The sequence below is a fragment of the Nesterenkonia cremea genome (assembly GCF_014642675.1).
In the GTDB taxonomy this organism is placed as follows: domain Bacteria; phylum Actinomycetota; class Actinomycetes; order Actinomycetales; family Micrococcaceae; genus Nesterenkonia; species Nesterenkonia cremea.
The window spans coordinates 226306-252093 of sequence record NZ_BMIS01000002.1 but is presented as its reverse complement, the minus strand read 5'-3'; the positions used below and the strand labels follow the sequence as shown (position 1 = coordinate 252093).

Here is a 25788-nt window from a genome sequence, read left to right as displayed (position 1 = left end):
TCGAACAAACATTCGATCCCCGCAGCGCCGGGGAAGTCGCCGCGGGCGGTCCCGCTCCGCAGAGTCCGTCCAAAGGTGGCCCAGCTTCTGCGCCAGACCATAGACTGACGGTCATGGCCACGGACAGTTCTCTGATTCACGATCTCCCCGCCGTCACAGTACGGCGCATCTCGGTCTCCGAGATGAGCAACAACGTCTACCTGCTCACCTCGAAGAAATCAGGGCTTCAGGTGCTCATCGATGCGGCCGACGACGCCGCGGCCATCCGGTCGATGATGACCGAAGCCGGCGCCGACACCCCCTGCTCTCCCGGCCTGCACGCCGTGCTGACCACCCACCAGCACTGGGACCACATCCGTGCGCTGCCCGCACTGGCCGATGCCGGCGTCGCACTGGCCGCCGGCGGAGACGACGCCGAGACCATCGAACAGGACAAGGGTGTGAGCATCTCCACCAAGCTCCAGCACGGAGACACCGTCAGCTATGACGGCATCAGCCTGGACGTCATCCATCTGCGCGGCCACACCCCCGGCTCGGTGGCCTTCGTCTACCCGGTGGAGGACGGACCCACCCACCTGTTCACCGGCGACTCCCTGTTCCCCGGCGGTGTGGGCAAGACCTGGTCCGAGGAGGACTTCCGACAGCTGATCGACGATGTGGAGGAACGTATCTTCTCCGTCTATGAGGACGACACGATCGTCCACCCCGGCCACGGCGACCCCACCACCCTCGGCGCAGAGCGACCCAAGCTCGCCCAGTGGCGGGAGCGCGGCTGGTGAGCCTGGAGAAGTTCCACAGCTGGGTCGAATCCCGCGGCATCTCCCTCTACCCGGCCCAGGAGGACGCTGTCCTGGAGCTTGCCGAGGGCCATCACGTCATCATGGCCACCCCCACCGGATCGGGGAAGTCGATGGTGGCCGCCGCCGCCCACTTCCTGGCCCTGGAGCAGGGACGGCGCAGCGTCTACACCGCACCGATCAAAGCCCTGGTCTCGGAGAAGTTCTTCTCCCTGGTGGAGATCTTCGGCGCGGAGAAGGTGGGCATGGTCACCGGGGACTCCTCGGTCAACGCCGATGCCCCCATCATCTGCTGCACCGCTGAGATCCTGGCCAATGAGGCGCTGCGCGACGGCGCCGACGCCGATGTCGGCCCGGTCATCATGGACGAGTTCCACTTCTATGCCGAGCCGCAGCGCGGCTGGGCCTGGCAGGTGCCGCTGATCGAGATGCCGCAGGCCCAGTTCCTGCTCATGTCGGCCACTCTGGGCGACACCAGCCGCTTCGAACAGCGGATCGCCGAGCGCACCGCCCGCGATGTGGTCACAGTCACCAGCGCCGAGCGCCCCGTGCCGCTGCACTTCGAGTACTCCACGACTCCCCTGCAGGCCAAGCTGGAGGAGCTGGTCTCCACCCGGCAGGCCCCGGTCTACGTGGTGCACTTCTCCCAGCGGGAGGCCGCTGAGCGCGCCGCCGGGCTGGCCTCGCTCAACGTGCTCTCCAAAGAGGACAAGGAGCGGATCCGGCAGCGCCTGGAGACCTTCCGGTTCGCCAAGGGCTTCGGCAAGACGCTCAATCGGCTGCTGCGCTCCGGCATCGGCGTCCACCACGCCGGGATGCTCCCGAAGTACCGGCGGCTGGTCGAGCAGCTGGCCCAGGAGGGGCTGCTGATGGTGATCTGCGGGACGGATACGCTCGGCGTCGGGATCAACGTGCCTATCCGTACCGTGCTGCTGACTGCGCTGAGCAAGTTCGACGGCGAGCGCACGCGTCAGCTCAACGCCCGGGAGTTCCACCAGATCGCGGGCCGGGCCGGGCGGGCGGGCTTCGACACCTCGGGCACCGTGGTGGTCCAGGCCCCTGAGCATGTGATCGAGAATGAGGCCATGCTGGCCAAGGCCCAGGCCAAGCACGGCGGGGACGAGAAGAAGGTCGCCCAGGCGATGAAGTCCTCGCCGAAGAAGCGGCCGCCGGAGGGCTTCGTCTCCTGGAGCGAGAAGAGCTTCGAACGGCTGATCGGGGCGGAGCCGGAACCGATGGTCTCCCGCATGCAGGTCAGCTATGCGATGGTGCTGCACCTGCTGGAGCGCCCCGAAGACCCGATCCGCGCGATGCGCCGGATGATCCTGGCCTCCGATGAGACCCCGGTGCGCAAGGCCCAGCTGCAGCGGCGTGCCCTGCAGATCCTGCGCGAGCTGCTGACCGCCGGTGTGCTGGAGCGACTGGATGGGCCCGATGAGGACGGCCGGACGGTGGACCTCACCCTGGACCTGCAGGATGACTTCGCGTTGAACCAGCCGCTGGCTCCCTTCGCCATGGCCGCTCTGGACCTGCTGGATCCGGAGAGCGAATCCTATGCCCTGGACGTGATCAGCGTGATCGAATCCATCCTGGAGACTCCGCACCAGATCACCGGCGCCCAGGTGAAGCAGCTGAAGTCGGAGCGGCTCGGCGAGCTGAAGGCCGAGGGCGTGGACTATGTGGAGCGGATGCGCATCCTCGATGAACTGACCCACCCGCAGCCGCTGGCCGAACTGCTCAACCAGCAGTTCGAGGCCTACCGCTCGGGCGCCCCCTGGGTGGCGGATCAGGAGCTGAAGCCCAAGTCGGTGGTCCGGGACATGCTGGAGCGCGCCTTCGGCTTCACCGATATGGTCAATCACTACGGCATCGCCCGCTCGGAGGGTGTGCTGCTGCGCTACCTCTCCGATGCCTATAAGGCGCTGCGTCAGACGGTCCCGGAGTCCAAGACCACCGAGCAGCTCGAGGATCTGCTGGAGTGGCTGGGCGAAGTGGTGCGCCAGACCGACAACTCCCTGCTCGAGGAGTGGGAGCGGCTCAGCGCCGGCGATGACCCCCAGAAGCTCGCAGAGCTTGCCGTCAAGGAGCAGGACATCGCCCAGATGGACCAGCCGGAGAAGGTCACCGCCAACCGGCGTGCCTTCACGGTGATGGTCCGCAACGCCATGTTCCTGCGCGCCGAGCTCTTCGCCGATGAGAAGGAGCGCCGGCTCGAAGAGCTCGACGGCGAGCAAGGTTGGGACGCCGACCGCTGGGGCGAAGCCATGGACGCCTTCTTCGACATCTATGACGATGTCTTCATCGATGCCTCCTCCCGGGGCCCCGGGCTGATCCGCATCGATCAGAGCCCACAGGACACGCCGGACCCAGAGCGCTCCTGGTGGTATGCCGTCCAGGTCCTGGACGACGCCGAGGGCAACCACGACTGGGGCATCCACGCCTGGATCGACCTGACCGCCTCCGACGAGGCCGGAGCCCCTGCCGTGGTGATGGACCGCGTGGGCGAACTGGGAGGAGCCGCATGAGCACCGCCGTGGAGACCCAGACCCGTACTCTGCTGGACGGCACGGCGATCACCGATCATCGGATCGAGGTGCCGCTGGACTGGGACCACCCCGACGCAGAACGCATCAGTGTCTACGCCCGCGGGTTCCGCGGCAGTCAGCACAGCCCGGAGCAGGCGGCCGCACTCCCCTGGCTGCTGTTCCTGCAGGGCGGCCCGGGAGGCAAGGGCAGCCGACCGGCACGGCTCTCCGGTTGGATGCAGGAGGCCGCCAAGGACTTCCGCATTCTGATGCTCGATCAGCGCGGCACCGGGCTCTCCACTGCGCTGAACCGGCAGAGGCTGCGCGGCATGGATCCGCAGAGCCAGGCAGCCTATCTGCGGCTCTTCCGTGCCGACAGCATCATCCGCGACGTCGAGGCCTTCCGTGAGCACCTGGGGCTGAGTTCCTGGAGTGTGCTGGGCCAGAGCTTCGGCGGGTTCTGCACGCTGACCTACCTCTCCCTCTTCCCCGAATCTCTGGACCGTGCCCTGCTGACCGGCGGGCTGGCCCCGCTGACGGGTCATGCCGACCGCGTCTATGAGCACACCTACGCGAAGATGACGGCCCGCAATGCGGAGTACTTCCAGCGCTACCCGGAGGACCGCGAGCGCGTGGACGCTGTGGTGGCCCATCTGCGCGGGCGCGCGGCCGAGGGCGATCCGGTCCGGCTGCTCGACGGCAGCGAGCTGACCGTGTCCCGTCTGCAGCTGCTGGGCATGCTCATGGGCGGCAACACCCGGATCGATTCGCTGCACTATCTGCTGGAGGAGGCCTTCGCCGACCATGCGGGGACTGAGCTCAGCGACACCTTCCTGGCCGGCGTCGGACATCAGATCTCCTTCGCCGCCAATCCGCTCTACGCCGTGGTCCACGAATCCATCTACGGCCAGCCCGCTGAGCAGACCCAGGGGCGCGGGGAGACCGGCTGGGCCGCGCTGCGGGTGCGGGATAAGTTCCCGGCCTTCTCCCCGGAGGCTGAGTCTCCCCTGCTGCTGGGAGAGATGATCCTGCCCGAGCATGTGGCCCTGGATCCTGCGCTGGCGCCGCTGGCCGAGACCGCGGAGGTCCTGGCCGGCGTCGAGGACTGGAACCGTCTCTATGACCTGGAGCAGCTGGGGCGCAATACTGTGCCCGCCGCGGCTGCGGTCTACACCGATGACGTCTTCGTGGCCCGAGAGCTCAGCCTGGAGACCGCCGCCGCAGTGGCGAATCTGACGGTCTGGGAGACCGCCGACTTCCACCACGATGGGATCGGCGACGACGGCGCTCAGATCTTCTCTACGCTCCTGGAGCGCACCGGGCGCCCCTGATCCGAAGTCCGCGGCCTGCGCCCCGCGGGGCTGAGCAGCGAGGCGGTGACGGTCACGGCCAGAATTCCGGCGATGACGCCCAGGGAGAGCAGAGTGGGCACCTCCGGGACGGGGAGATGCTCACCGCCGTTGATGAAGGGCAGGCTGTTCTCGTGCAGGGCGTGCAGGATCAGCTTCACGCCGATGAACCCGAGGATGGCGGCCAAGCCGTAGGAGAGGTAGACCAGCCGGTCCAGAAGCCCATCGATGAGGAAGTAGAGCTGGCGCAGCCCCATCAGGGAGAAGGCTGTGGCGGTGAAGACGATGAACGGCTCCTGGGTCAGGCCGAAGATCGCCGGGATGGAGTCGAAGGCGAAGAGCAGATCTGTGGCAGCGATGGCGATCATCACCAGCAGCATGGGAGTGATGAGCCTGCGCCCGTCCACCCGCGTGGTGAGCCGGTCGCCGTCGTAGTGCTCGGAGCTGGGCAGCAGGCGCCGCGCCAGCCGGATCATGACGTTGTCCGCCTCCTGGCCAGCACTGTGCCCGCCCTCGAGCTGGACCTTGAGCTGATGGACCGCCACAAGCAGCAGAGCCGCACCGAAGAGGTAGAACACCGCGGAGAAGCGTTCGATGATCGCCGCACCCAGGACGATGAACGCGGTGCGGGAGATGAGCGCGAAGGTGATGCCGAAGAGGAGCACCTTCTGCTGATAGTTCCGCGGCACCTGGAAGGAGGCCATGATGACCAGAAAGACGAAGAGGTTGTCCACGCTCAGCGCCTTCTCGGTGAGATAGCCCGCGTAGTACTGCAGCGCGTGGTCGGCGTCGCCCAGGGCGAAGAAGATCAGGCCGAAGGCCAGGGCGATCCCGATGTAGACCGCCGACCAGACGGCAGCCTCGCCGATGGTGGGCGTATGGGCCTTGCGGACGTGGAAGACGTAGTCGAAGACCAGCAGACCGATGATGAGGGAGAGGGTGGTGCCCCAGAGGAACGGGGTGATCTCCATGGATCAGACCTTTCGCGACGGCATTGAGCAACGTCGCGAGTCTCTCCCCCCGATCCCGACGACGGCCGAGCCGGTTCGCTGCGTCCGGCGGAGCTGTAGGAGCTCTGCGTGATGACGTCCGCAGCGCTGAGGGATACTCCCTCGCACCCTTTAAGGATACTCCTGTTCCTCAGAAGCGCCAGTGCTTCAGAAGAGGATCCTCTGGTACATCAGGTGATCCTGCCAGACGCCCTCGATCTTCAGATACTCCTGGGCCATTCCGTAGCGGGAGAAGCCGTTGGTCTCCAGCACGCGCTGGGAGGCGATGTTGTGCACCAGAGTCTCGGCCTGGAGCCGGTGCAGACCCAGCACCTCGCGGCTGTGGACCACGGCCTCGGCCACCGCTGCGGTGGCCAGACCCTGAGCGTTGAACTGCTCCCCCACCCAGTAGCCGACGGCGGCGGACTGCAGCGCGCCGCGCACGATCCCGTTGAGGTTGAGCCGCCCGGCGATGCGGCCGTGCTCATCGCAGATCACCCAGGGGACCATGGAGGCATCGTGGTGCAGGCGCAGGGCCTCTTCGGCCAGCTCCTGCTGCCGCTCCACAGTGAAGAACTCGTCGTCCCATGCGGGCGACCAGGGCTTGAGGAAGTCCCGGTTCACCCGCAGCAGCTCCGTCAGCTCCTCCACATCGGAGAGGTCCAACAGGCGCGTCACGCTCTGAGACATGGCGGCTACTGCGCCTCCTTCATCTGACGCAGCTCCTTCTTGAGGTCTCCGATCTCATCGCGCAGCCGCGCGGCCAGCTCGAAGTTCAGCTCCTCGGCGGCGTTGTGCATCTGTTCGGTCATCTGCTCGATGAGGTCCGCCAGATCCTTGGCCGGTGTGGTGGAGGCTGCGGTCTGCTGCTCGGGCTCCTCGCCGTCCTTCTGGAAGCCGGTCAGGCCGCGGTGGCCCTTGCCGTATTGGAAGCCGGTGGCCAGGCCGCCCATCCCCTGCAGCAGGTCCGCAGTATCGGCGTCCTCGCGGGCCAGCTGGTCGGTGATGTCGGCGATCTTCTTCTGCAGCGGGGCCGGGTCGATCCCGTGCTCCTGGTTATACGCCGTCTGGATCTGCCGGCGCCGTTCGGTCTCATCGATGGCGTAGCGCATGGAATCGGTGATCCGGTCGGCATACATATGCACCTGGCCCTGCACGTTGCGGGCGGCACGGCCGATGGTCTGGATCAGCGAGGTGGTCGAGCGGAGGAAGCCTTCCTTATCGGCATCCAGGATGGCCACCAGGGAGACCTCGGGCAGGTCCAGCCCCTCACGCAGCAGGTTGATCCCGACGACGACGTCATAGGTGCCCTTGCGCAGCTCGCGCAGCACTTCCACGCGACGCAGCGTGTCCACATCGGAGTGCAGGTACTCCACCTTCACCCCGTGTTCGAGCAGGTACTCGGTGAGGTCCTCGGCCATCCGCTTGGTCAGCGTGGTCACCAGCACGCGCTCGTCCTGGGCGGAGCGGCTGCGGATCTCGCCGAGCAGATCGTCGATCTGACCCTTGGTGGGTTTGACCACGATCTCCGGATCCACCAGACCGGTGGGGCGGATGATCTGCTCCACCACGCCGTCGGACTGGGAGAGCTCATAGTTGCCCGGGGTGGCCGAGAGGTAGACGGTCTGCCCGATCCGCTCCAGGAACTCGTCCCATTTCAGCGGCCGGTTGTCCATGGCGCTGGGCAGCCGGAAACCGTGCTCCACCAGGGTCCGCTTGCGCGACATATCGCCTTCGTACATGCCGCCGATCTGCGGGATGCTCACATGGGACTCGTCGACGATCAGCAGGAAGTCGTCCGGGAAGTAGTCCAGCAGACAGTGCGGGGCCGAGCCGGGGCCGCGGCCGTCGATATGCCGCGAGTAGTTCTCGATGCCGTTGCAGAAGCCCATCTGCTGCATCATCTCGAGGTCGTAGGTGGTGCGCATGCGCAGCCGCTGAGCCTCCAGCAGCTTGTCCTGGGACTCCAGCTCCTCCAGACGGATCTGCAGCTCATCCTCGATCCGGGTGATGGCCTGGGCCATCCGGTCGTCGCCGGCCACATAGTGACTGGCCGGGAAGATGTACATCTCCTCCTCTTCGCGGACCACAGTGCCGGTCAGCGGGTGGAGGGTGTAGATGGCCTCGATCTCGTCGCCGAAGAACTCGATGCGCACGGCGAGCTCCTCGTACATGGGGATGATCTCCACCGTGTCCCCGCGCACGCGGAAGGTGCCGCGGTGGAAGTCGGTGTCATTGCGCACGTACTGCATGGTCACGAACCGGCGCAGCAGCTGGTCGCGCTCGATCTGCTCGCCTCGGCGGATGCGGACCATCTGCTCGATGTACTCTTCCGGGGTGCCCAGACCGTAGATGCAGGAGACGGTGGCCACCACGACGACGTCACGCCGGGTCAGCAGCGCATTGGTGGCCGAGTGGCGCAGTCGCTCCACCTCCTCGTTGACCGAGGAGTCCTTCTCGATGAAGGTATCGGTCTGCGGCACATAGGCCTCGGGCTGGTAGTAGTCGTAGTAGGAGACGAAGTACTCGACCGCGTTGTTGGGCAGAAGCTCCCGGAACTCATTGGCCAGCTGGGCGGCCAGGGTCTTGTTCTGCACCATGATCAGGGTGGGCCGCTGGATGCGCTCCACGAGCCAGGCCGCCGTGGCCGATTTGCCGGTGCCGGTGGCACCCATCAGCACGACGTCCTTCTCCCCGCCTTCGATCCGTTCGGCGAGCTCCTCGATGGCCTTGGGCTGATCGCCCGAGGGCTCATACGGGCTGACGACTTCGAAGGGGGCGACGGTCCTGGAGATCTTCGGTGCCAAGCTCACGGGACCAGCTTACGCCCGTGCCGCGGCCTGCGCTGTGAGTTTCTCCATGAGCTCATCCACCTGCACCCGCAGCTGGTCGGGGGTGCCGCTGTTGTCCAGCAGGACATCGGCGGCCGCCTCACGCTGGGCGTCGGTGGCCTGGGCGGCCATCCGCGACCGCGCATCCTCCTCAGTGGAGCCTCGGTCCTCCACCATCCTCCGGATCCGCTCCTGCTCCGGAGCGTGGACCACGACGACGACGTCGAAGCGCTCCTGCTGCCCGGTCTCCACCAGCAGCGGGAGGTCCTCCACCACCACAGAGCCGGCCGGGGCGGCCTCGCGCAGCCGGGCCGACTCCGCCCGCACCCGAGGATGCACGATGGAGTTCAGCCGCTGACGCGCCGTCTCATCGGCGAAGACGATCTGCCCCAGCGCCGACCGGTCCAAGGAACCATCCGCTGCCAGGACCTCCTCGCCGAAGGCCTCGACCACCTCGGCGAGCCCCTCACCCCCCCGAGCCAGCACATCACGAGCCACAACGTCAGCATCGATGACCACTGCCCCGAGCTCAGCCATCCGCCGGGACACCGCCGACTTCCCCGAGGCGATCCCCCCAGTCAGCCCCACGCTCAGACACTCACTCATAGTCACCACCCCACGCTGCGGCTCGACCGTTTCGCGGACAGGCCCACAGAGAGTCAGCTCCGGGGCTCCTCTCCGGGTCCTTCTGCAGGCTCACCGGTGACCGGGTCGACGGTCGGAGTCTCGCCGGTGCGGATCCGGTACTCTTCGACGATCTCCGGCTGCTCGGCGTGCTCGACCTCCGGGGCATTCTCCGGCTGTGTCCCTTCTGCGTAGTCCGGAGCCACCACGATGTTGGCCAGCGTGGGGTCGTTCTCCTCCATGCGTCGTTCGTACTCCTCCGGCGGCAGAGTCTTCAGCCACCGACGGCTGCGCAGGAATCCGATCTCACCGGCGTCCTCCTTCATGGCCCGCTGGAGGCTGTACATCATGAAGAACGCCAGAATCATGAACGGCAGACCGAAGAACAGTGCCACGTCACGGAGCACGGCCACGCCGCCCTCCTCGCCGGGTGTGAAGGTCAGCAGCACAGTTGCGACGATGCCGATGTAGACGGTCCATACCGCGCGCTGGTGGGGTGCCGTGGTGCCCTTGGGGCGCCCGTCGCCGTCATAGCCGTTGCACATGTCGTCCAGCACCAGGGAGGCAGAGTCCAACGAGGTGATGAAGAAGATGCCGACCAGCATGATGGCCACGGCGCTGGTCACATCAGCCAGTGGGAAGTACTCCAGGAAGGCGAACATGGCCGCCTCGGGGCCCTCGTCCAGGACTGTGTCCACGAGGCCGCCCCCTCTTTCGAACTCGATGTCGAAGGTGCCGGCCGCCCAGATGCCGAACCAGATGATGGTGAACAGGGTCGGCAGACCCAGCACGCCGGCCACGAACTGTCGCACGCTGCGGCCGCGGGAGATGCGGGCGATGAAGATACCCACGAAGGGTGCCCAGGAGATGGTCCATGCCCAGTAGAAGATGGTCCAGCCCTGCTGCCATCCGGTGTCGGCGAAGGTGTCGTTCCAGAACATCACCTCGGGCAGGATTCCGGCGTAGATGCTGGCTGATTCCACCATGCCGCGCAGCAGGAAGACCGTCGGCCCGGTCAGCAGGATGAACAGCAGCAGCGCGATGGCCACGCCGATGTTGAAGTTCGAGAGGCGCTTGATCCCCTTCTCGATGCCGGCCACGGCCGAGATCGTGGCCACCACGGTCACCGTGCCGATGATCACCCAGATCGCCCAGTTCTCCTCCGGGACGCCGAAGCGGGCGGCGAGGCCCGAGTGGATCTGCAGGGTGCCCAGCCCGATGGACATACCGATGCCGAAGATCGTACCCACGATGGAGAAGATGTCGATGGCCTTGCCGATGCCGCCGTGGATCTTGTCTCCGAGGATCGGTTGGAACAGCGAGGAGACGCGCGGGGGCAGGTTCCTCTTATAGATGAAGTAGGCGAAGGCCAGACCGGGCAGAGCGAAGATCGTCCAGGTGTGCAGGCCGAAGTGGTAGAGCGTGAACCCGATGGCTTCCTGGGCGGCCTCCTGGCTGCGCGGCTCGATGCCCAGGTCCTCTGCGCGCGGGGGCTCGGCGAAGTGGTTGGCAGGCTCGGCTACGGCCCAGAACATCAGAATGGTGCCGATGCCGGCGGCGAAGAGCATGCCGAACCAGGCGATGTCCGAATGTTGGGGCTTCTCGTCATCGGCGCCCAGTTTGAGCCGGCCGAACCGGCTCAGACCGATGTAGATCAGAAAGATCAGGAAGACCGAGACGCCGAAGACGAAGAACCAGCCGAAGTAGTCGAAGACGAACGCTGCGACGTCGGCCCAGAAGGCCCCCATCGCTTCCGGGATGAACAGAGTGGCTACCACGAAGAGGAGCATGATCCCCGACGAAGTGAAGAAGAGCAGCGGATTGGTCCGCAGCCTGAACAGATCATGGACTTTCTGTAACATCAGAGGCCTTTCGTCCGGGCTCAGTTCTGGTTTCGTGCGATCTTTCCCAATGTCTCGTTCTGACACCATACTTACCGCAGATCACACAGAATCTCATGCAGACATTTCCGCGAGCCGAAACATCGACGTGGTGGCCGCCGCCTCATCCCTTCTAGACTGTGGTGGATGCCCTCCCAGACGCCGCTCGGCCGGACCCCTGATGTCACCCGCTCGGACGTGACCGAGATCATCGACTTCTCCCAGGTCAGGGCCTGGCCCCGCCGCCGGGAGGCCCCGGGCTGCGATGCCGCGGACCTGCTGATGCTGGATACGGCGGCCGCCTGGTTCGCCGACGGACATCCGCAGGAGGATCTGGTGGTCCTGGATGACCGCTGGGGCGCTCTGACGCTGGCTCTGGAGACCTTCGCCCCCGGCCGGGTGCGCACTGCTGCCGATGGAATCGTCTCGGAGAAGGCGCTGGCCGCCAATGCCCAGGCCCTCGGGGTCGAGTTCCCCTCCTGCGGTGAGATCACCGCCGACCTCTTCCGCGGCGCGCGGACTGTGCTGCTGCCGCTGCCGCGCTCTCTGGAGGCGCTGGAGGACTGGGCGTGGATGATCGCCGAACACGCTGCCACTGATGTGGTGCTGCTGGCCGGCGGCCGTGATAAGCATATGAGCCGCTCGATGAACACAGTGCTGGAGCGGCACTTCGAATCGGTGGTTCCGGGACGCGGCCGGTCCAAGGCCCGGGTGCTCACCGCGCGCGGTCCACGTCGGGACCAGCCCGCTCCATTCCCCCGGCAGGCCCGGCGTGAGGCCGGCCTGGAGCTGGAGCTGCGCAGCCTGGGCGCCACCTATGGGGGCACCAAGCTGGATCACGGCACCCGGTTCCTGATGGAGGTGCTCAGCGGACTCGACGACTTCCCCGCCGGTGATGGGCGTCCGACGCCGCAGCGAGCAGTGGATCTGGGCTGCGGCAATGGGACCATCAGCGCCTGGGCCGCACTGCGCCATCCGCAGCTGCCGCTGTTGGCCGTCGACCAGTCGGCCTCCGCCGTGACCTCCACGCGGATGACCGCCGAGGCCAACGGAGTGGCCGAGCGTGTGACCACGCTGCGCGATGATGCGCTGAGCAGCCTGCCGGAGGCCTCCGAGGACCTGATCCTGCTCAACCCGCCCTTCCATCAGGGCAATGCCGTGGACACCTCGGTGGCGCATCGGCTGATCAGCGAGTCGGCCCGCGTCCTGCGCGCGGGCGGAGTCCTCTATACGGTGTGGAACTCACATCTGAAGTACCGTGCCTGGTTGGAGCGCCGCGTGGGCGCCACCGAGCAGCTGGCCAAGAACCCGACCTTCACCGTCACTCGCTCCGTCCGCCGCGGTTAGCACCCTCGGCACTGCCCTCGCCTGTTCGGCGGGCTGCGGATACGAAGAAGCCCGCCGCCACCTGATCGGTGGGGCGGGCTTCTTCGTGTCCAGCTGTTCAGCTGATCAGGATCACTTGCCGGTCAGCTTCTCGCGGAGAGCTGCCAGGGCCTCGTCGGAGGCCAGAGTTCCTGCATCCTCAACAGGTGCCTGCTGGGAGGAGGAGTAGTTGGACGGCGCCGGCTCAGCCTTGCGGGTGCTGCTGGAGCTGCTGCTGCCGCCCACAGATGCCTCGGCTGCTGCCTCGGCGTCGGCGGCCAGCGAAGCGGCGACCTGCTTCTTGTGAGCCTCCCAGCGCTCCTGAGCGGCTGCGTACTGAGCCTCCCATGCGGCGCGGGCCTCCTCGAAGCCTTCCATCCACTCGTTGGTCTCCGGGTCGAAGCCCTCGGGGTACTTGTAGTTGCCCTCTTCGTCGTACTCGGCGTCCATGCCGTACAGCGCGGGGTCGAACTCCTCGCCCTCGGGGTCCACGCCCTCGTTGGCCTGCTTCAGGGACAGGCTGATCCGGCGACGCTCCAGGTCGATGTCGATGACCTTGACGAAGACCTCGTCGTTGACGGACACGACCTGCTCGGCCAGGTCCACGTGGCGGATGGCCAGCTCGGAGATGTGCACCAGGCCCTCGATGCCGTCCTCGACGCGCACGAACGCACCGAAGGGCACCAGCTTGGTGACCTTGCCGGGCACGATCTGGCCCAGTGCGTGGGTGCGGGCGAAGGTCTGCCACGGGTCTTCCTGGGTGGCCTTCAGGGACAGGGAGACACGCTCGCGGTCCATGTCCACCTCGAGGACCTCGACGGTGACCTCCTGGCCGACCTCGACGACCTCGTTCGGGTGGTCGATGTGCTTCCAGGACAGCTCGGAGACGTGCACCAGACCATCGACGCCGCCCAGGTCCACGAAGGCGCCGAAGTTGACGATCGAGGAGACGGTGCCGGTGCGGACCTGGCCGCGCTCCAGCTTGTTGAGGAAGGAGGAGCGGACCTCGGACTGGGTCTGCTCCAGCCATGCGCGGCGGGACAGGACCACGTTGTTGCGGTTCTTGTCCAGCTCGATGATCTTAGCCTCGATCTCCTGGCCGATGTAGGGTGCCAGGTCGCGGACGCGGCGCATCTCGACCAGGGAGGCGGGCAGGAAGCCGCGCAGACCGATGTCCAGGATGAGGCCGCCCTTGACGACCTCGATGACGGTGCCGGACACGACGCCGTCCTCGTCCTTGATGCGCTCGATGTCGCCCCAAGCACGCTCGTACTGAGCACGCTTCTTGGAGAGGATGAGGCGGCCTTCCTTGTCCTCCTTGGTGAGGACCAGAGCCTCCACCTGATCACCGACGGCGACGACCTCGTCCGGATCAACATCGTGCTTGATGGACAGCTCGCGCGACGGGATGACGCCTTCGGTCTTGTACCCGATGTCGAGGAGGACCTCGTCACGGTCGACCTTGACGATCGTGCCCTCAACGAGGTCACCGTCGTTGAAGTACTTCATGGTCTCGTCGACGGCGGCGAGAAACTCTTCGGAGGTGCCGATATCGTTGATGGCGACCTGCGGGGCGGTGGTAGTGGTGGTCATGTAGTAGGGGCTCCGATATGGATTGTTAGCGTGTTGGTCAGTGCACGGTCCTGAGGCACACAGAGAAGAGAGCATCAGGTCACGCACTGAGCGATGGACAGTCAGACAGCTTGGAACCATTTGGATCCGTTCAGCCTGGAGTCAAACAGTCTGGAATCGACTCTGTGCGCAGAACGCGCCAGGCCAGTCTATACTGACCGGCCAATCCGGTTCAACCGCTGTGACAGAGCCGATTCAGCGCCTCCGGGCCCCCTCTCAGAGCTTCCGCTCAGAAGTGCGTGGCGCAGTACGGAGCTCCGGGCAGATCGACCACAGCGGCCAGCTGCTCCCAGGCCACCTCACCCAGGGCGCTCACCCGGCCGGCATCGCGCAGGGTCAGCACGGAGACATCACCCAGATAGAGGGCTCCGAGCGTCTCCGCCTCCATGGTGACATGCTGAGCCGGCTCCGCATCCTCCGCCGAGACGGAGGCCACCTCGGCCGAACCGCCGCGGATCCGCAGCGCATAGGTCCCGGAGCTGATCCCCAGCGGGTCGGTCAGCGTGAGGGTGAAGTCGCCGTCGGCGCCCCAGGCCCGCCCCTCCAGCGCGGCCACCGGGTCCAGCACGCGGACCCAGAGGTGGTCGTGCACAGACTTCACCGCGGCGGCCCTCGGATTGACCAGCATCTGGGAGAACGTGTCCTGAACCGGCGCCTGCTTCATCACGATCCGCTGGATCAGATCCATCTGAGCCAGATGACGGATCAGCTCCCTGCGGGAGACGGCGTCCGCTGCGATCATGTCGTGGACCCGCAGAGTGTGCGGATCGGAGTCCCAGCCCTCATGGGTGAAGACGGCATAGCCGCCGACCTCGCCCTCCTCGGTCACGTGGACCACTGCCCGCAGCCTCCTGTTCCAGCTGGTGATGTTCCCCGGCTCCCAGCGGGCGGTCCCGGCCTTCCAGTAGGCGGGCGAGCGGCCCACCGAGCCGCGGGTGCGGGCGTGGAACTGCACGAAGGTCTCCTTCAGCAGCTCCTCCAGCGTGCTGGGATCCACCGGCAGCACCCGTCCGGTGGAGGGCCCGCGCAGCGCAAAGCCCTCCCCGGCCTCGGTCACGTTGAAGGCGACCTCCTGCTCTCGGGTGGCCGGGGCGAAGCCGAAGCGCCCGTAGATCCCACCTTCGGAGGCGGTCAGCGCAGCCACCGCCGCACCCTCCTGCACGGCGGCCGCCAGCCGGGAGGTCATCATGTGCTTGAGGATCCCGCGACGCCGGAATCCCGGGTTCACCGTGACCCCGGTGATGAGCCGGGCCGGCACGGGCTCCGCTCCCCCAGCGTTGAGCGTCTTGTCATAGTCGACGAAGGTCCCCACCGGATGCTCCGGGCCGAAGCCATAGGTCTCAAAGGCCTCTCCCCAGGGCTCCAGGGAGGCGAGGCCGGGGTCCACATAGACTCCGGTGAGCTGCTGGCCGTCCTCCACGAAGGTGGGCAGCCAGCGGCTGAGCTGCTCGTCGCTCTGCCAGGGCTCGTAGAAGCCGTGCTCCACCGTGCGGGTGAAGGCCGCGCCGTCGGCGTCGGGAGTTCCGTCCTCGTTCAGCGCGGCGGCGAAGGTGCGCACCCTCAGCCCTTCGGCCAGCGGGGTCACCTGCGGAGGCTGGGCAGTCATCAGTGGGCCGCCTCATGCCAGCTGGAGCCGACGCCGACGTGGACCTCCAGCGGCACCGAGAGGTCCGCGGCGGCTCCCATCTTCTCCAGGACCAGCGCCTCCAGGGTCTCGCGCTCCCCGGGGGCGACGTCGAAGATGAGCTCATCGTGAACCTGCAGCAGCATCCGGGACTTCAGCTGCCGCTCAGTCAGCGCGGCGTCGACATCGATCATGGCGCGCTTGATGATGTCGGCCGCCGAGCCCTGGATGGGCGCGTTGAGCGCGGCCCGCTCGGCCATCTGGCGCAGCTGACGGTTGTCGCTGGTCAGATCCGGCAGGTAGCGGCGGCGGCCGTAGATGGTGGAGGTGAAGCCGTCCTTCTTGGCCTGGGTGACCACTTCGCGCAGGTAGTCGCGCACGGAGCCGAAGCGCTCGAAGTACTCGTTCATCAGGTCCCGGGCCTCGTCCACACCGATGCCCAGCTGTTTGGACAGTCCGAAGCTGGAGAGCCCGTAGGCCAGGCCGTAGCTCATGGCCTTGACCTTGGAGCGCTGCTCGGCGCTGACCTCATCGGTGCCCACGCCGAAGACCCGTGCGCCCACGAAGTTGTGCAGGTCCTCGCCGGCCTTGAAGGCTTCGATCAGCGCCTCGTCCCCGGAGAGGTGAGCCATGATGCGCATCTCGATCTGCGAGTAGTCCGCGGTCAGCAGGCTCTCATAGCCCTCCCCGACCACGAAGGCGTCGCGGATCAGCCGGCCGGCCGCAGTGCGCACCGGGATGTTCTGCAGATTCGGGTGCAGCGAGGAGAGCCGTCCGGTGGCGGCCACCGTCTGGGCGTAGGTGGTGTGGATGCGCCCGCCCTGCACGGACTCGATGAGCCCGGTGACGGTCTGGCGCAGCTTGGTGGAGTCTCGGTGGGCCATCAGATTGACCAGGAACTGGTTGCCGGGGGTCTCCGGGCTGGTCTTGGTCAGGAGGTCCTGCAGGGTCTCCACATCGGTGGAGTAGCCGGTCTTGTTCTTCTTCACCCCGGCGGTGGGCAGCTGCAGCTCCTCGAAGAGAACCGTCTGCAGCTGCTTGGGCGAGCCGAGCTTCACCTCGTGGCCCACCACGTCATAGGCCGCCTGGGCCGAGGCCTCGATGCTCTGGGCGAAGTCGGCGTCGAGCTCCTGCAGCTTCTCGGTGCTGACCGCGATGCCGGTGAGTTCCATCTGCAGCAGAATCTCCGCCAGCGGGATCTCCATCTCGTAGAAGAGCTGCTCGACCTTGCGATCCACCAGCTCGGCATGCAGGCGGGAGGAGAGGCTGTGCAGCAGCATGCCGCGTACCCCGGCCCGGGCCAGGTCCTCCTCGGTGACGCCCGGGACCGGCTCCTCGGACTCGTCGAAGAGCGAACCCTGAACGGGTTCCTCACCGGCGTCCTTAAACTCCTCGCCACCGATGTAGTCGCCAGGCTCCACCGAGCCGCTCAGATGCTGGGTGACCAGGTCCTCGAAGGCGAAGTTCCGCCTGTCGGGCTGGACCAGGTAGCCGGAGATCAGCGTGTCCTCCACGGCCCCTCGCAGCGGCAGACCGCGCCAGGCCAGCCGCTTGCCGGCATCCTTGACGTCATGGAGCAGCTTGGGCTTCCCCGCAGCGCCCAGCCACTGGACCAGAGCACCCTCCAACTCCTCATCGGCGGAGGTCAGCGCGATGGCGAGCGCGGGCACCGTCTCCGGCTCCTCTGCTCCCTCGGACTGCTGGGAGGCAGGGACCAGGACCACGGCCAGCGCCTCGGCCACCCGGGCGGCCTCATCGCGCCTGGCCTTGGTGGAGTGGGTCTCTCCGGAGCGGTCCAGACAGAGGGTCAGCGCCAGCGGCGCCTCGTCGTGATCCTGCAGGAAGGCGCTCAGCTCGGCGGCCGAGGATGCCACACGGACCTCGGGCAGGGCCTCAGTGGGCTCGGCGGAGAGGTCGGCCTCCGGGAAGCGGCTGGCGAATACCTCGAAGAGCCGGTCGCGGATCTGGTTGAACTGCAGAGAGTCGAAGAGCGGCTCCACCACCTCGCGGTCCGGCGGGGTCAGCAGGCAGTCCTCCAGCGCCACGGGCAGGTCGAGGTCACAGATGAGCTGGTTGAGCTCCAGGTTGCGCCGGACGTCGTCCAGGGCAGCGCGCAGGTTCTCCCCCACCTTGCCCTTGATGTTCGCTGCGTTTGCGATGATCTCCTCGGCGCAGCCGTACTCGCCGATCCACTTGGCCGCAGTCTTGGGGCCCACTTTGGGCACACCGGGCAGGTTGTCCGCGCTCTCGCCCACCAGTGCGGCCAGATCGCGGTAGCGCTGCGGGGGCACCAGGTATTTGGCCTCCACACCGGCCGGGTCCAGGCGCACCGATTTGGAGACCCCGGACGTCGGGTAGTCCAGGTGGGTGTTCTCGGTGACCAGCTGCAGGGCGTCGCGGTCGCCGGAGACGATGAGAGTCTCCCAGCCGGCGGCCTCAGCCTGGGTGACGTAGGTGGCCACGATGTCATCGGCCTCATAGCCCTCGAGGGTCACCGCGGGGATGCGCAGCGCCTCGGCCACCTGCTTGATCAGGTCGATCTGGCCGCGGAACTCCTCCGGGGTCTTATCCCGTCCGCCCTTGTACTCGTCGTAGGACTGGTGACGGAAGGTAGGGGTGTCCAGGTCGAAGGCCAGGGCCACATGGGTGGGCCGCTCCTCGCGGATGAGCTTCAGCAGCATATTGGTGAAGCCGTGCACCGCATTGGTGTACTGCCCGGAGTCGGTGATGAAGGCCTCCGGGGGCAGCGCATAGAAGGCTCGGAAGGCCATGGAGTGGCCATCGACCACCAGAAGCTTCTCAGGGGACTCACTCGCGGGGTTCACAGGACTCGGATTCACAGTCCAAGCCTATCGATAGAGTGGCCCCTATGAGCGATTCCGCACCCGAGATCACCTCCGAGACGATGACCGCCGCGGCGCCCACGCCCTTCCCCAGCGATGAGGACCGGTCTGCCCTGCTCGAGGAGAGCGGCGTCCCTGAGGAGTTCCATCACCTGCTGGGGCCCCACGGCGTGGCCCCGCTGAACCGCAAGCTGGGCATCCGGATGGTGGAGATGTCTGCAGAGAAGATGGTGGCCACGATGCCGGTGGCCGGCAATGAACAGAATGTGGGCATCCTCCACGGGGGTGCGCACTTCGTCCTGGCCGAGTCCCTGGGCTCAGTGGCCGCGCTGCTGCACGTCTATCAGAACCTCGGCGAGGTGCATCCGACGGTGGGCACCGAGCTCAGCGCCACCCACCACCGCTCGATCAGCGAGGGTACGGTCACCGCCACCTGCACGCCGCTGAACCTGGGCAAGCAGATGACCAGCCATGAGATCGTGATGCGCGACGACGCCGGCCGCCGCCTCTCCACGGCGCGGATGACCAATATGATCCTCCGCCCCCGCTGAGCGGGCTCAGCTCTCCAACAGCTCCAGCAGAGCCTGGTCGATGGCCTCCGCGTGCTTCTCCGCGGTGTAGCGGTCCCGCACCACGGCCAGGCCCTGCTCGCCGAGCCGGCACAGCTGCTCCGGGTCCGCCAGCACCTCGGTGAGCACCTGTTGCAGGGCCTCCGCACTGCCGGTGGCGTAATACCGGCCGGTCTCCCCCTCGATCACGGCCTCGATCTCGGGGCTGGAATCCGGGTGTCCGTCCTCGGCCACCACGGGCACCCCGAAGCTCAGCGCCTGGGTGACGTTCAGCCCGGCCCCGCCGATGGACACGGCCACATCGGCCCGGGCGTAGAGCGCCTTGAGCCGCTCATAGTCGTAGACCGCGCCCAGGAACTCTGCCTCCACGCCCAGGGCCGCGAACTTCTCCTCCAGCCGCGGGCGCTCGGCGCCGTCCCCGACCACGACCACGCGCGGACGCGGCCGGTCCTGCGGGAACGCATGCAGCGCCTCGGCGAGGGTGTCCAGCCGGTGGCGTGCGGTGAGCCGGGAGCTGTAGATGATGGTGGGGCGCTCGGCGTCGGGGGTCTGCTCGGCGGAGCTCTCCTGAAGGCGGGTCCGTCCGGTCAGTGCCTCGGGGTAGATGCTGTTGTAGACGACTTTGATCTTCTCGGCGGGCACGCCGTAGGAGATGCCGAGCTCCTTGGCCCGGTCGCCGTAGACCAGCAGGCCGTCGGCCAGGGCGTAGAAGGCCAGGCGCAGCCGACGCTTGGCGCCGCTCTCCGGACGCTTCCAGCCGTGGCCCCAGAAGATGACCCGACGGCGGCGCAGCCTGCCGGCCACCAGGGCGGCCCAGGCGGAGACGGTGTAGATGCGTCCGGCCAGGACATAGGCGTCATGGCCGCCGACGAAGACATCGCGGACCTGACCGTCCTCCCACCACATGGGTCCGGCGGTGCGCAAAGTCATGGGGGTGACGTGGTTCAGGACATCCTCGGAGGCCGGTTGGATGCGGTCAGCCGCGGCGCCCTCTGAGTTCTTGAAGCGTCCGACCAGGTCATAGGCGACTCGGGTGGACTTCAGCAGGTTCCGGAGCAGAGGCTCACGGTAGTGGGCTACGGTCGGTTGGACCACGAAGTAGACCCTGGGCTTCTCCATCGGAGGGGATGACGGGAATCGAACCCGCGTCGTCGGTTTGGAAGACCGAAGCTTTACCATTAAGCTACATCCCCGCTCTGCCGGTCCTGGCGGTCCGGCGCTGCGCTGTGAGCGCTTCACACATCTTAGCCCCAGCCTGCACGGCTATGCCAAATCCGGCGCGCGGGAGCCGTTAGAGTCGGTACGTGCATTCACAGGACCATGCCGCGGAGACCTACTGCCAGCGCCTGAGCGAGGCCGCCGAGGCTCACCGAGCCGCTGCGGCGCAGCTGCGGGAGACCACCCGCTTCCCCGAGCGCTGGCAGCCGCTGCGTCAGGCCCATGAGCGCCGCGCCGCCGATCTCGCCGCTCGGGCCGAGGACCCCCGCCCCGAACAGGAGCACAGCACGGCCGCTCTGGCCGCGGCACGGCCCCAGAGCCTGATCGCCCAGGCGCTGAGCGCCGCCGAGGAGCTGCCCAGCCCGGAGGACGGCATCTCCCGGCCCGCCCTGGACCTGCGGATCGGCATCATCTGTGACCGCTTCCTCTACGACACCTTCACCGGCCTGGCCCCGCTGACCCCCATCACCGGCTCGAACTGGCGGGAGCATCTGGGAGAGCTGGACCTGCTGCTGGTGGCCGCCACCTGGCGCGGCCACGACGGACACTCCTGGGACGTCACCGCCGAGGAGGCCCCGGCCCGACGCCGGATGCTCATCGAGGAGATTCTGCCCGCCTACCGGGACCACGGCGTCCCCACGCTGTTCTACGGCAAGGAGGACCCGCCGGACTATCAGGAGTTCCTCGATGTGGCCCAGGCCTGTGAGCACATCGCCACCACGGCGGAGGAGATGCTCCCCCGCTACGCCCAAGACTGCCCGCAGGCCCGCAGCATCTCCGTGCTGCCCTTCGCGGTGAATCCGCAGCTGCACACCCCACTGGGCTCACGCCGTCCGCGGCCGGGGCACGGTGAGGACGTAGGCCGGCCCGCCCATCCCACGGCCCCGCAGGACCTGATCTTCTTCGCCGGCTCCTGGATGGGCCGGAAGTATCCGCAGCGGGCCCGCTACGCCCGTTGGATTCTGGACGGCGTGCTCTCGGCCGGACGGCCCTTCGCCCTGGTGGACCGCTGGTGGGGCGCGAAGAACCCGGTGACCCGCCTGCCCACGCCCAATCAGCTGGTGCCGTTTGAGTACTGGCCGCACCGCACCGAGTCCATGGGCCACGACGAGCTCATGCAGCTGCAGCGCATCACCGATGTGGCGGTGAACTTCAACTCGGTGACCGATTCCATGACCATGTTCGCCAACCGGGTCCTGGAGCTGCAGGCCTCCGGGACCATGGTGCTCTCCACCTACAGCCGCGGCGTGGAGACCCGGTACCCGCAGGTGCATACGGCCCGCTCCGCCGAGGACGTGCGGCAGCGCCTGGAGGACCTGGACCTGGAGGAGCTGCGCGCTGTGCAGTCCACCGGAATCCGTGAGGTCTTCCTGCACCACCACGGAGCCGATCTGCTGGCTGGGGCCGCGCGCCGGACCGGCGTCGAGGTCTCGGTGCCCACGGAACGTGTCATCGCGGTGACCGAGGAGATCACCGAGGAGCTGCGCACGGCCATGGAGGCCCAAGAGCTTCCCGACGCCGCACAGCTCACCCTGACCACCTGGGCTCAACTGGATCCCAGCGCAGCAGACATCCTGCTGCCGGTCAGCCCGGAGCACCGCTACCCCACCCACTACGCGGCAGATCATCTGGCCGCCTTCCGCTACCAGTCCGCCGCTGTCACTGCGGCGGTCCCGGGCAGCGCCGAGGAGACGGACCACCTGGTGCACCGGCATATCCGGGGAGCCTCGGAGGTCTCCGACCTGGAGCTGGGGCTGACCGCCTGGTGGATCGCGGACAGGGAGGACAGCGCCGCGCCGAGCCCCCAAGAGTTGCGCCCCCAGGAGCTGACTGCACGGCTGGAGCGCGAGCGGATCTACCTGCTCCCCCACGGGCAGAGCTGGCAGCCACCGGCCAGGGAACCCTTCGAGGGGGAGGGGAAGGCGGACGCAACCGCAGGCGCCCGGCCCTCAGCCACACAGCAGCTGGCCTCCCGGGTGCGCCGGAGCCTGCAGAGCTTCAAGCAGAGCCGCGCCGGCCATGCCGCCGCAGCGGTGTACCGCCGCACACTCAAGCCCTCGGAACAGGGGCTGCGTGAGGAGCTGGAGCAGGTGACCGAGGACATCGGGGTGATCGATGCCCTCTACGAGCAGCTGGAGATCCCCCAGCGGGAGGCGGCGGCCGAGGCCGCCCGCCGTCAGCTGGCCGAGCGCCGGTACTCCTCGTAGTGGGAGCCGCGGGCGGCCTGGAGCATGCCGCGCCCCTCGCGCAGGTAGGCGGCGTCCACATAGCGCACCGGCCGGCGTCGCAGTCTCCGGGCTCCGTAGGCGGCTGAGCCGTAGGCCAGCCGTGCCGCACCCTCGGCCGCCACGCGCAGCCGTCCGTGCCCACGGCGGGTGAGCTTGAGCGCCCGCACATGACCGGCACGGATCCCGCGCCGGCGCATCCAGTCCTCGGTGAGCCGCTCGGCAGGGACGTCCTCCTCCACCTGCGCCTCGGCGCACCACCAGGAGACCGCTCCGGCGGAGTGCATGCGCTCGAAGAGGTCCGAATCCTCGCCGCCGGTGAAGTTGAAGGCGGTGTCGAAGCGGAAGCCGCGTTGGGTGAACCATCCGGCACGGACCAGCACGTTGTTGGTGGCCGGACGGTAGGACCAGGGGCCCGTGAGGAAATCGGTGCGCCGGATGAAGCCGGTGCGCTCGATCCGCTCGGCGGCCTCCTCCGGGATGATCGATTCCACGGGCCCGGAGACAGTGTCCGCGCCGCTGGAGCGGGCGCAGTCCAGCAGGGCCTCCAGCCACCCGGGGTGGACCCGCTCGTCATCGTCCACGAAGATCACCGCCTGGGCCTCCTGGGGCACGGCGTCCAGGGCCGCATTGCGGGCCACGGCGATGCCGGGCACGGGCTCATGGACGTACCGGGCCTCCGGGTAGCGGCTGCGGACGGTCTCCTCGGCCTCAGCCGCGGCGGAGTTGTCCACCACAATCATCCGCGGGGCCAGATCCTCGCGTCCGGCGGCGCGGACCGAGTCCAGCAGCTCCGCCAGCAGATCGTTGCGGCGGTAGGTGCAGACGCAGATCCAGCTGTGCTCGTAGGCGGGAGTGTTTGCGGGGGTGCTCATGGGCGCAGGAAGGTCTTCAGCAGCCGGGAGTAGCGCTCCCCCAGCCTTGGCAGATCGGCATGTTCGGCCACCCAGCGGCGTCCGGCGCTGGAGACCGGCGTGGACTCGGGGTCGCGGGCCAGCTCGGTGAAGGTCTCGACCAGGGCCTCGGCACTGCTGTCCACCACGGCCACGTTCTCGGCGTGGGCGAGGATCTCGGCGGCCTCACCGGTGACGGTGGCGGTGATGTGTTTGCCCAGGCCCATCAGTTCGAAGGTCTTCGAGGGAACGGTCCAGGCGAAGGAGGCCCAGTCTGTGCGCAGGCTCACCAGAGCGGTGTCCGACCAGCGGTAGTGGTCCCAGACCTGCTCTCCGTGGACGGCGTCGTGGAACTCCACGGCGGGGCATCCCTGGGCCAGCTCCTTCAGCTGCTCCTTCTGGGTTCCGGAGCCCACCAGGCGCAGGGTGACCTCCACCTCACCGCGGTCATAGATGCTCCTGACCGCACGGATCACAGTCTCCAGGGCCTGGCTCTCCCCGTGGTTGCCCAGATAGGCCACCCGGAGCTCCCCGGCGCGGCGGCTGCGGTGCTCCAGCTCTGGGATCTGCTCCAGGGTGACTCCGTTGCTGATGGTCTCCACCCGGTCCACGTCCCGGTCGCGCAGCCGCTCGGCGAATCCGGCGGTCACGGTCACCACGAGTTCTGCGCGGCGCTGGATGCTGGTGACAACGGTCTCCATGAGGCGTCCGGCGGGGCCGGCCCTGACCTCGGCCTCACGGGCCAGCTCAGGCCAGGCATCGCGCATATCCACCACCAGCGGCGCCCGGCGCAGCCGGGCGGCCAGCCATCCGGCGCAGATGACCGGAAGGGCCGGGACGGTGGCCAGGACGACGTCGGGCCGGGGCGCAGTCACGGCCCGCGGCACCATCATGACCGAGGAGACGGCGTCGGAGAGGAATCGTCCCACCCGCGAATTGCGCAGCAACAGATAGCGAGTGCGGCGGATGCTCTCCCCCGCGGGACCCTCCTGGGGCTTCATCGTGAAGGCGCCGGTGGGCATCTGCTCGGCCGGGGTGTAGCGCTCATTGGCGGCCGGGGTGATGACATCCACCTCCCAGCCGTCGGCGCGCAGCGACTCGGTGAGCCGCTGCCAGCGGCGCTGCGGCGGGGTGCTCTCAGGCCAGTAGGAATGGATCAGGAGCTGCAGCCGAGGTTTCGCCTGAGACATCACTCCGCCATGACCTCACCGGTGTAGGTCTCTTCCTGCTCAGGGGCGGCCTCCTCAGGCGACTGCTCCTGATCGGCCAGCTGCTCCTCCTCGGCGTCGGTGTCCTGGGCCTCGAGGTACTCCAGGAAGCCGTCCATGTTCTCGTTGCGCAGGGAGCGGCGCAACAGCTCCATCTGCTCATCGTCCTGCAGGATCACCTGGGCGCCGGCCGCAGTGGTGGCATGCTCACCGGTGGGGATGGTGAACATGTGGATGTCATCGGTGCGCATGTCCGACAGCTCCATGGCGTAGCCCGCCACCGCATCTGCGTCGAGGCCCTCGTCCATGCTCAGATACGGCACGATCCCGTTGACCACATCCATGACCCGCTGCGGGTTGGTCAGCGTGTCGGTGGACAGGAAGCGGTCGAAGATGGCCTGGACCACGAGCTGCTGGTTCTCCACGCGCTCATAGTCGCCGGTGGGGAACGCCTTGCGCTCCCGGACGAAGCGCAGCGCGTTGTCGCCCTCCAGCCGGATGGTGCCCTCGGGGAAGAACGCCGGATTGTGCTGTCCGGCGGAGAAGGCCCGCGGGTTGTCCACATAGATCCCGCCCAGAGCGGTGGTCAGATCGCTGAACCCGGTGAAGTCGATCATCGCCACGTGGTCGATATGGGTGTTGAGCAGCTCCTCGACGGTGTCCACCACCAGCTCTTCGCCGCCCAAGCCGAAGGCGGTGTTGACGCGCCCCTCACCCCCACCGGGGACGTCCACCCAGAGGTCGCGCACCAAAGACATGACATAGACGCCGGAGCGGTCCTCGGGGATGTGGACCAACATCATCGTGTCGGAGCGTTCTCCGTCGGCGTCGCCGATCTGCTCGCGGTATTCGCTCTCCTCCTCGCCGCGACTGTCGCTTCCGAGCAGGAGGATGTTGATGACGTCGTCGCTGGTCCGATAGGCGGTCTCGTCCTCCATCTGGAGGTCCAGGACATTGCGCTGATCGTCGAAGGCGCTGCGCAGATTATGCAGATACAGCCCGACGACGGCGACTGCGGCCACGGCCAGCACGGCCACAGAGATCAGCGTCCAGCCGGCGATGCGACGGCGCCGACGCTTCTTCTTCGCGGCGGCCTGCTCCTCGGTCAGTGGGGCATCGCCTGTGGGCGCGCCAGGCTGAGCACCGGTCCGCGCGCGGCGGGGCCGGTGCGCCGGCCGGGGAGGATGCTCGTCGTGCACCCATTCATGCTAGCCGA

Annotated in this window: 18 protein-coding genes and 1 tRNA gene; 6 read left to right on the top strand and 13 right to left on the bottom strand. The window is 67.5% G+C overall.

Translation table 11 applies throughout. The features are described from left to right. The first annotated feature begins 113 nt into the window (after positions 1–113). From IEW85_RS03410 to IEW85_RS03400, 3 genes are read left to right on the top strand one after another with little or no spacing between them, the layout of a single operon-like run. Positions 114–779 (top strand): MBL fold metallo-hydrolase, encoded by a 666-nt coding sequence (locus tag IEW85_RS03410; RefSeq protein WP_188682720.1) that lies wholly within the window; start codon positions 114–116, stop codon positions 777–779. Further along, positions 758–3322, top strand: coding sequence for a DEAD/DEAH box helicase (locus IEW85_RS03405; RefSeq protein WP_188682719.1), 2565 nt, complete (start codon positions 758–760; stop codon positions 3320–3322). The genes IEW85_RS03410 and IEW85_RS03405 overlap by 22 nt, the downstream gene beginning before the upstream one ends. Next, positions 3319–4653, top strand: coding sequence for an alpha/beta fold hydrolase (locus IEW85_RS03400; RefSeq protein WP_188682718.1), 1335 nt, complete (start codon positions 3319–3321; stop codon positions 4651–4653). The genes IEW85_RS03405 and IEW85_RS03400 overlap by 4 nt, the downstream gene beginning before the upstream one ends. On the opposite strand, the gene IEW85_RS03395 is transcribed toward IEW85_RS03400, so the two are convergent. The 5 genes from IEW85_RS03395 to IEW85_RS03375 form a co-directional block, all read right to left on the bottom strand. Then, a complete protein-coding gene (locus IEW85_RS03395) occupies positions 4611–5642 on the bottom strand; it encodes a TerC family protein (protein ID WP_188682717.1) in 1032 nt (343 codons plus the stop codon). The two genes, IEW85_RS03400 and IEW85_RS03395, sit on opposite strands and share 43 nt — an antisense overlap. A 186-nt stretch (positions 5643–5828) precedes the next feature. After that, entirely contained in the window at positions 5829–6350 is a 522-nt protein-coding gene (locus IEW85_RS03390) for a GNAT family N-acetyltransferase (protein ID WP_188682716.1), read from the bottom strand. Between the two features lie 5 nt (positions 6351–6355). After that, positions 6356–8473: an excinuclease ABC subunit UvrB gene (uvrB, locus tag IEW85_RS03385; protein ID WP_188682715.1), complete on the bottom strand. Its 2118-nt coding sequence runs from the start codon at positions 8471–8473 to the stop codon at positions 6356–6358. Between the two features lie 9 nt (positions 8474–8482). Further along, positions 8483–9097, bottom strand: a complete 615-nt coding sequence (gene coaE / locus IEW85_RS03380; RefSeq protein WP_188682714.1) for a dephospho-CoA kinase — start codon at positions 9095–9097, stop codon at positions 8483–8485. Between the two features lie 53 nt (positions 9098–9150). Continuing rightward, a complete protein-coding gene (locus IEW85_RS03375; RefSeq protein ID WP_188682713.1) occupies positions 9151–10977 on the bottom strand; it encodes a BCCT family transporter in 1827 nt (608 codons plus the stop codon). A gap of 165 nt (positions 10978–11142) precedes the next feature. On the opposite strand from IEW85_RS03375, the gene IEW85_RS03370 reads away from it, so the two are divergent. Continuing rightward, positions 11143–12342: a class I SAM-dependent methyltransferase gene (locus tag IEW85_RS03370; RefSeq protein ID WP_188682712.1), complete on the top strand. Its 1200-nt coding sequence runs from the start codon at positions 11143–11145 to the stop codon at positions 12340–12342. Positions 12343–12453: 111 nt separating this feature from the next. Here the strand turns inward: IEW85_RS03370 and rpsA are convergent, their stop codons facing one another. The 3 genes from rpsA to polA form a co-directional block, all read right to left on the bottom strand. Beyond that, positions 12454–13953 (bottom strand): 30S ribosomal protein S1, encoded by a 1500-nt coding sequence (gene rpsA, locus IEW85_RS03365; RefSeq protein WP_188682711.1) that lies wholly within the window; start codon positions 13951–13953, stop codon positions 12454–12456. Positions 13954–14221: 268 nt separating this feature from the next. Further along, positions 14222–15598, bottom strand: a complete 1377-nt coding sequence (locus tag IEW85_RS03360) for a GNAT family N-acetyltransferase (protein WP_188682710.1) — start codon at positions 15596–15598, stop codon at positions 14222–14224. Beyond that, positions 15598–18441 (bottom strand): DNA polymerase I, encoded by a 2844-nt coding sequence (polA, locus tag IEW85_RS03355; RefSeq protein WP_268234645.1) that lies wholly within the window; start codon positions 18439–18441, stop codon positions 15598–15600. The genes IEW85_RS03360 and polA overlap by 1 nt, the downstream gene beginning before the upstream one ends. Positions 18442–18521: 80 nt before the next feature. Between polA and IEW85_RS03350 the strand changes: the two genes are divergently transcribed. Further along, a complete protein-coding gene (locus tag IEW85_RS03350; protein WP_373286541.1) occupies positions 18522–19010 on the top strand; it encodes a hotdog fold thioesterase in 489 nt (162 codons plus the stop codon). Positions 19011–19016: 6 nt separating this feature from the next. On the opposite strand, the gene IEW85_RS03345 is transcribed toward IEW85_RS03350, so the two are convergent. Next, positions 19017–20147: a glycosyltransferase family 4 protein gene (locus IEW85_RS03345; RefSeq protein WP_188682708.1), complete on the bottom strand. Its 1131-nt coding sequence runs from the start codon at positions 20145–20147 to the stop codon at positions 19017–19019. A gap of 3 nt (positions 20148–20150) precedes the next feature. Then, a tRNA-Gly gene (locus tag IEW85_RS03340) sits at positions 20151–20221 on the bottom strand. A gap of 111 nt (positions 20222–20332) precedes the next feature. On the opposite strand from IEW85_RS03340, the gene IEW85_RS03335 reads away from it, so the two are divergent. Then, positions 20333–22453: a glycosyltransferase family protein gene (locus IEW85_RS03335; protein WP_188682707.1), complete on the top strand. Its 2121-nt coding sequence runs from the start codon at positions 20333–20335 to the stop codon at positions 22451–22453. Here IEW85_RS03335 and IEW85_RS03330 read toward each other — a convergent pair. Genes IEW85_RS03330 through IEW85_RS03320 form a run of 3 tightly spaced genes read right to left on the bottom strand, consistent with a single transcriptional unit; the run spans position 22423 to position 25771 of the window. After that, a complete protein-coding gene (locus tag IEW85_RS03330) occupies positions 22423–23346 on the bottom strand; it encodes a glycosyltransferase family 2 protein (RefSeq protein ID WP_188682706.1) in 924 nt (307 codons plus the stop codon). The genes IEW85_RS03335 and IEW85_RS03330 overlap by 31 nt on opposite strands. After that, positions 23343–24554 (bottom strand): glycosyltransferase family 4 protein, encoded by a 1212-nt coding sequence (locus IEW85_RS03325; protein ID WP_188682705.1) that lies wholly within the window; start codon positions 24552–24554, stop codon positions 23343–23345. Before IEW85_RS03325 ends, IEW85_RS03330 begins: the two co-directional genes overlap by 4 nt. Beyond that, positions 24554–25771 (bottom strand): LCP family protein, encoded by a 1218-nt coding sequence (locus tag IEW85_RS03320; RefSeq protein WP_188682704.1) that lies wholly within the window; start codon positions 25769–25771, stop codon positions 24554–24556. Before IEW85_RS03320 ends, IEW85_RS03325 begins: the two co-directional genes overlap by 1 nt. Positions 25772–25788: the final 17 nt, after the last annotated feature.

What these genes read in the sequence shown, in the direction of transcription:
- IEW85_RS03345 (WP_188682708.1), bottom strand. Translation starts at nt 20,147, where the DNA reads ATGGAGAAGCCCAGGGTCTACTTCGTGGTCCAACCGACCGTAGCCCAC.
- IEW85_RS03370 (WP_188682712.1), top strand. Translation starts at nt 11,143, where the DNA reads ATGCCCTCCCAGACGCCGCTCGGCCGGACCCCTGATGTCACCCGCTCG.
- IEW85_RS03325 (WP_188682705.1), bottom strand. Translation starts at nt 24,554, where the DNA reads ATGTCTCAGGCGAAACCTCGGCTGCAGCTCCTGATCCATTCCTACTGG.
- IEW85_RS03390 (WP_188682716.1), bottom strand. Translation starts at nt 6,350, where the DNA reads ATGTCTCAGAGCGTGACGCGCCTGTTGGACCTCTCCGATGTGGAGGAG.
- IEW85_RS03330 (WP_188682706.1), bottom strand. Translation starts at nt 23,346, where the DNA reads ATGAGCACCCCCGCAAACACTCCCGCCTACGAGCACAGCTGGATCTGC.
- rpsA (WP_188682711.1), bottom strand. Translation starts at nt 13,953, where the DNA reads ATGACCACCACTACCACCGCCCCGCAGGTCGCCATCAACGATATCGGC.
- IEW85_RS03410 (WP_188682720.1), top strand. Translation starts at nt 114, where the DNA reads ATGGCCACGGACAGTTCTCTGATTCACGATCTCCCCGCCGTCACAGTA.
- IEW85_RS03395 (WP_188682717.1), bottom strand. Translation starts at nt 5,642, where the DNA reads ATGGAGATCACCCCGTTCCTCTGGGGCACCACCCTCTCCCTCATCATC.
- IEW85_RS03360 (WP_188682710.1), bottom strand. Translation starts at nt 15,598, where the DNA reads ATGACTGCCCAGCCTCCGCAGGTGACCCCGCTGGCCGAAGGGCTGAGG.
- IEW85_RS03375 (WP_188682713.1), bottom strand. Translation starts at nt 10,977, where the DNA reads ATGTTACAGAAAGTCCATGATCTGTTCAGGCTGCGGACCAATCCGCTG.
- IEW85_RS03350 (WP_373286541.1), top strand. Translation starts at nt 18,522, where the DNA reads ATGACCGCCGCGGCGCCCACGCCCTTCCCCAGCGATGAGGACCGGTCT.
- coaE (WP_188682714.1), bottom strand. Translation starts at nt 9,097, where the DNA reads ATGAGTGAGTGTCTGAGCGTGGGGCTGACTGGGGGGATCGCCTCGGGG.
- IEW85_RS03400 (WP_188682718.1), top strand. Translation starts at nt 3,319, where the DNA reads ATGAGCACCGCCGTGGAGACCCAGACCCGTACTCTGCTGGACGGCACG.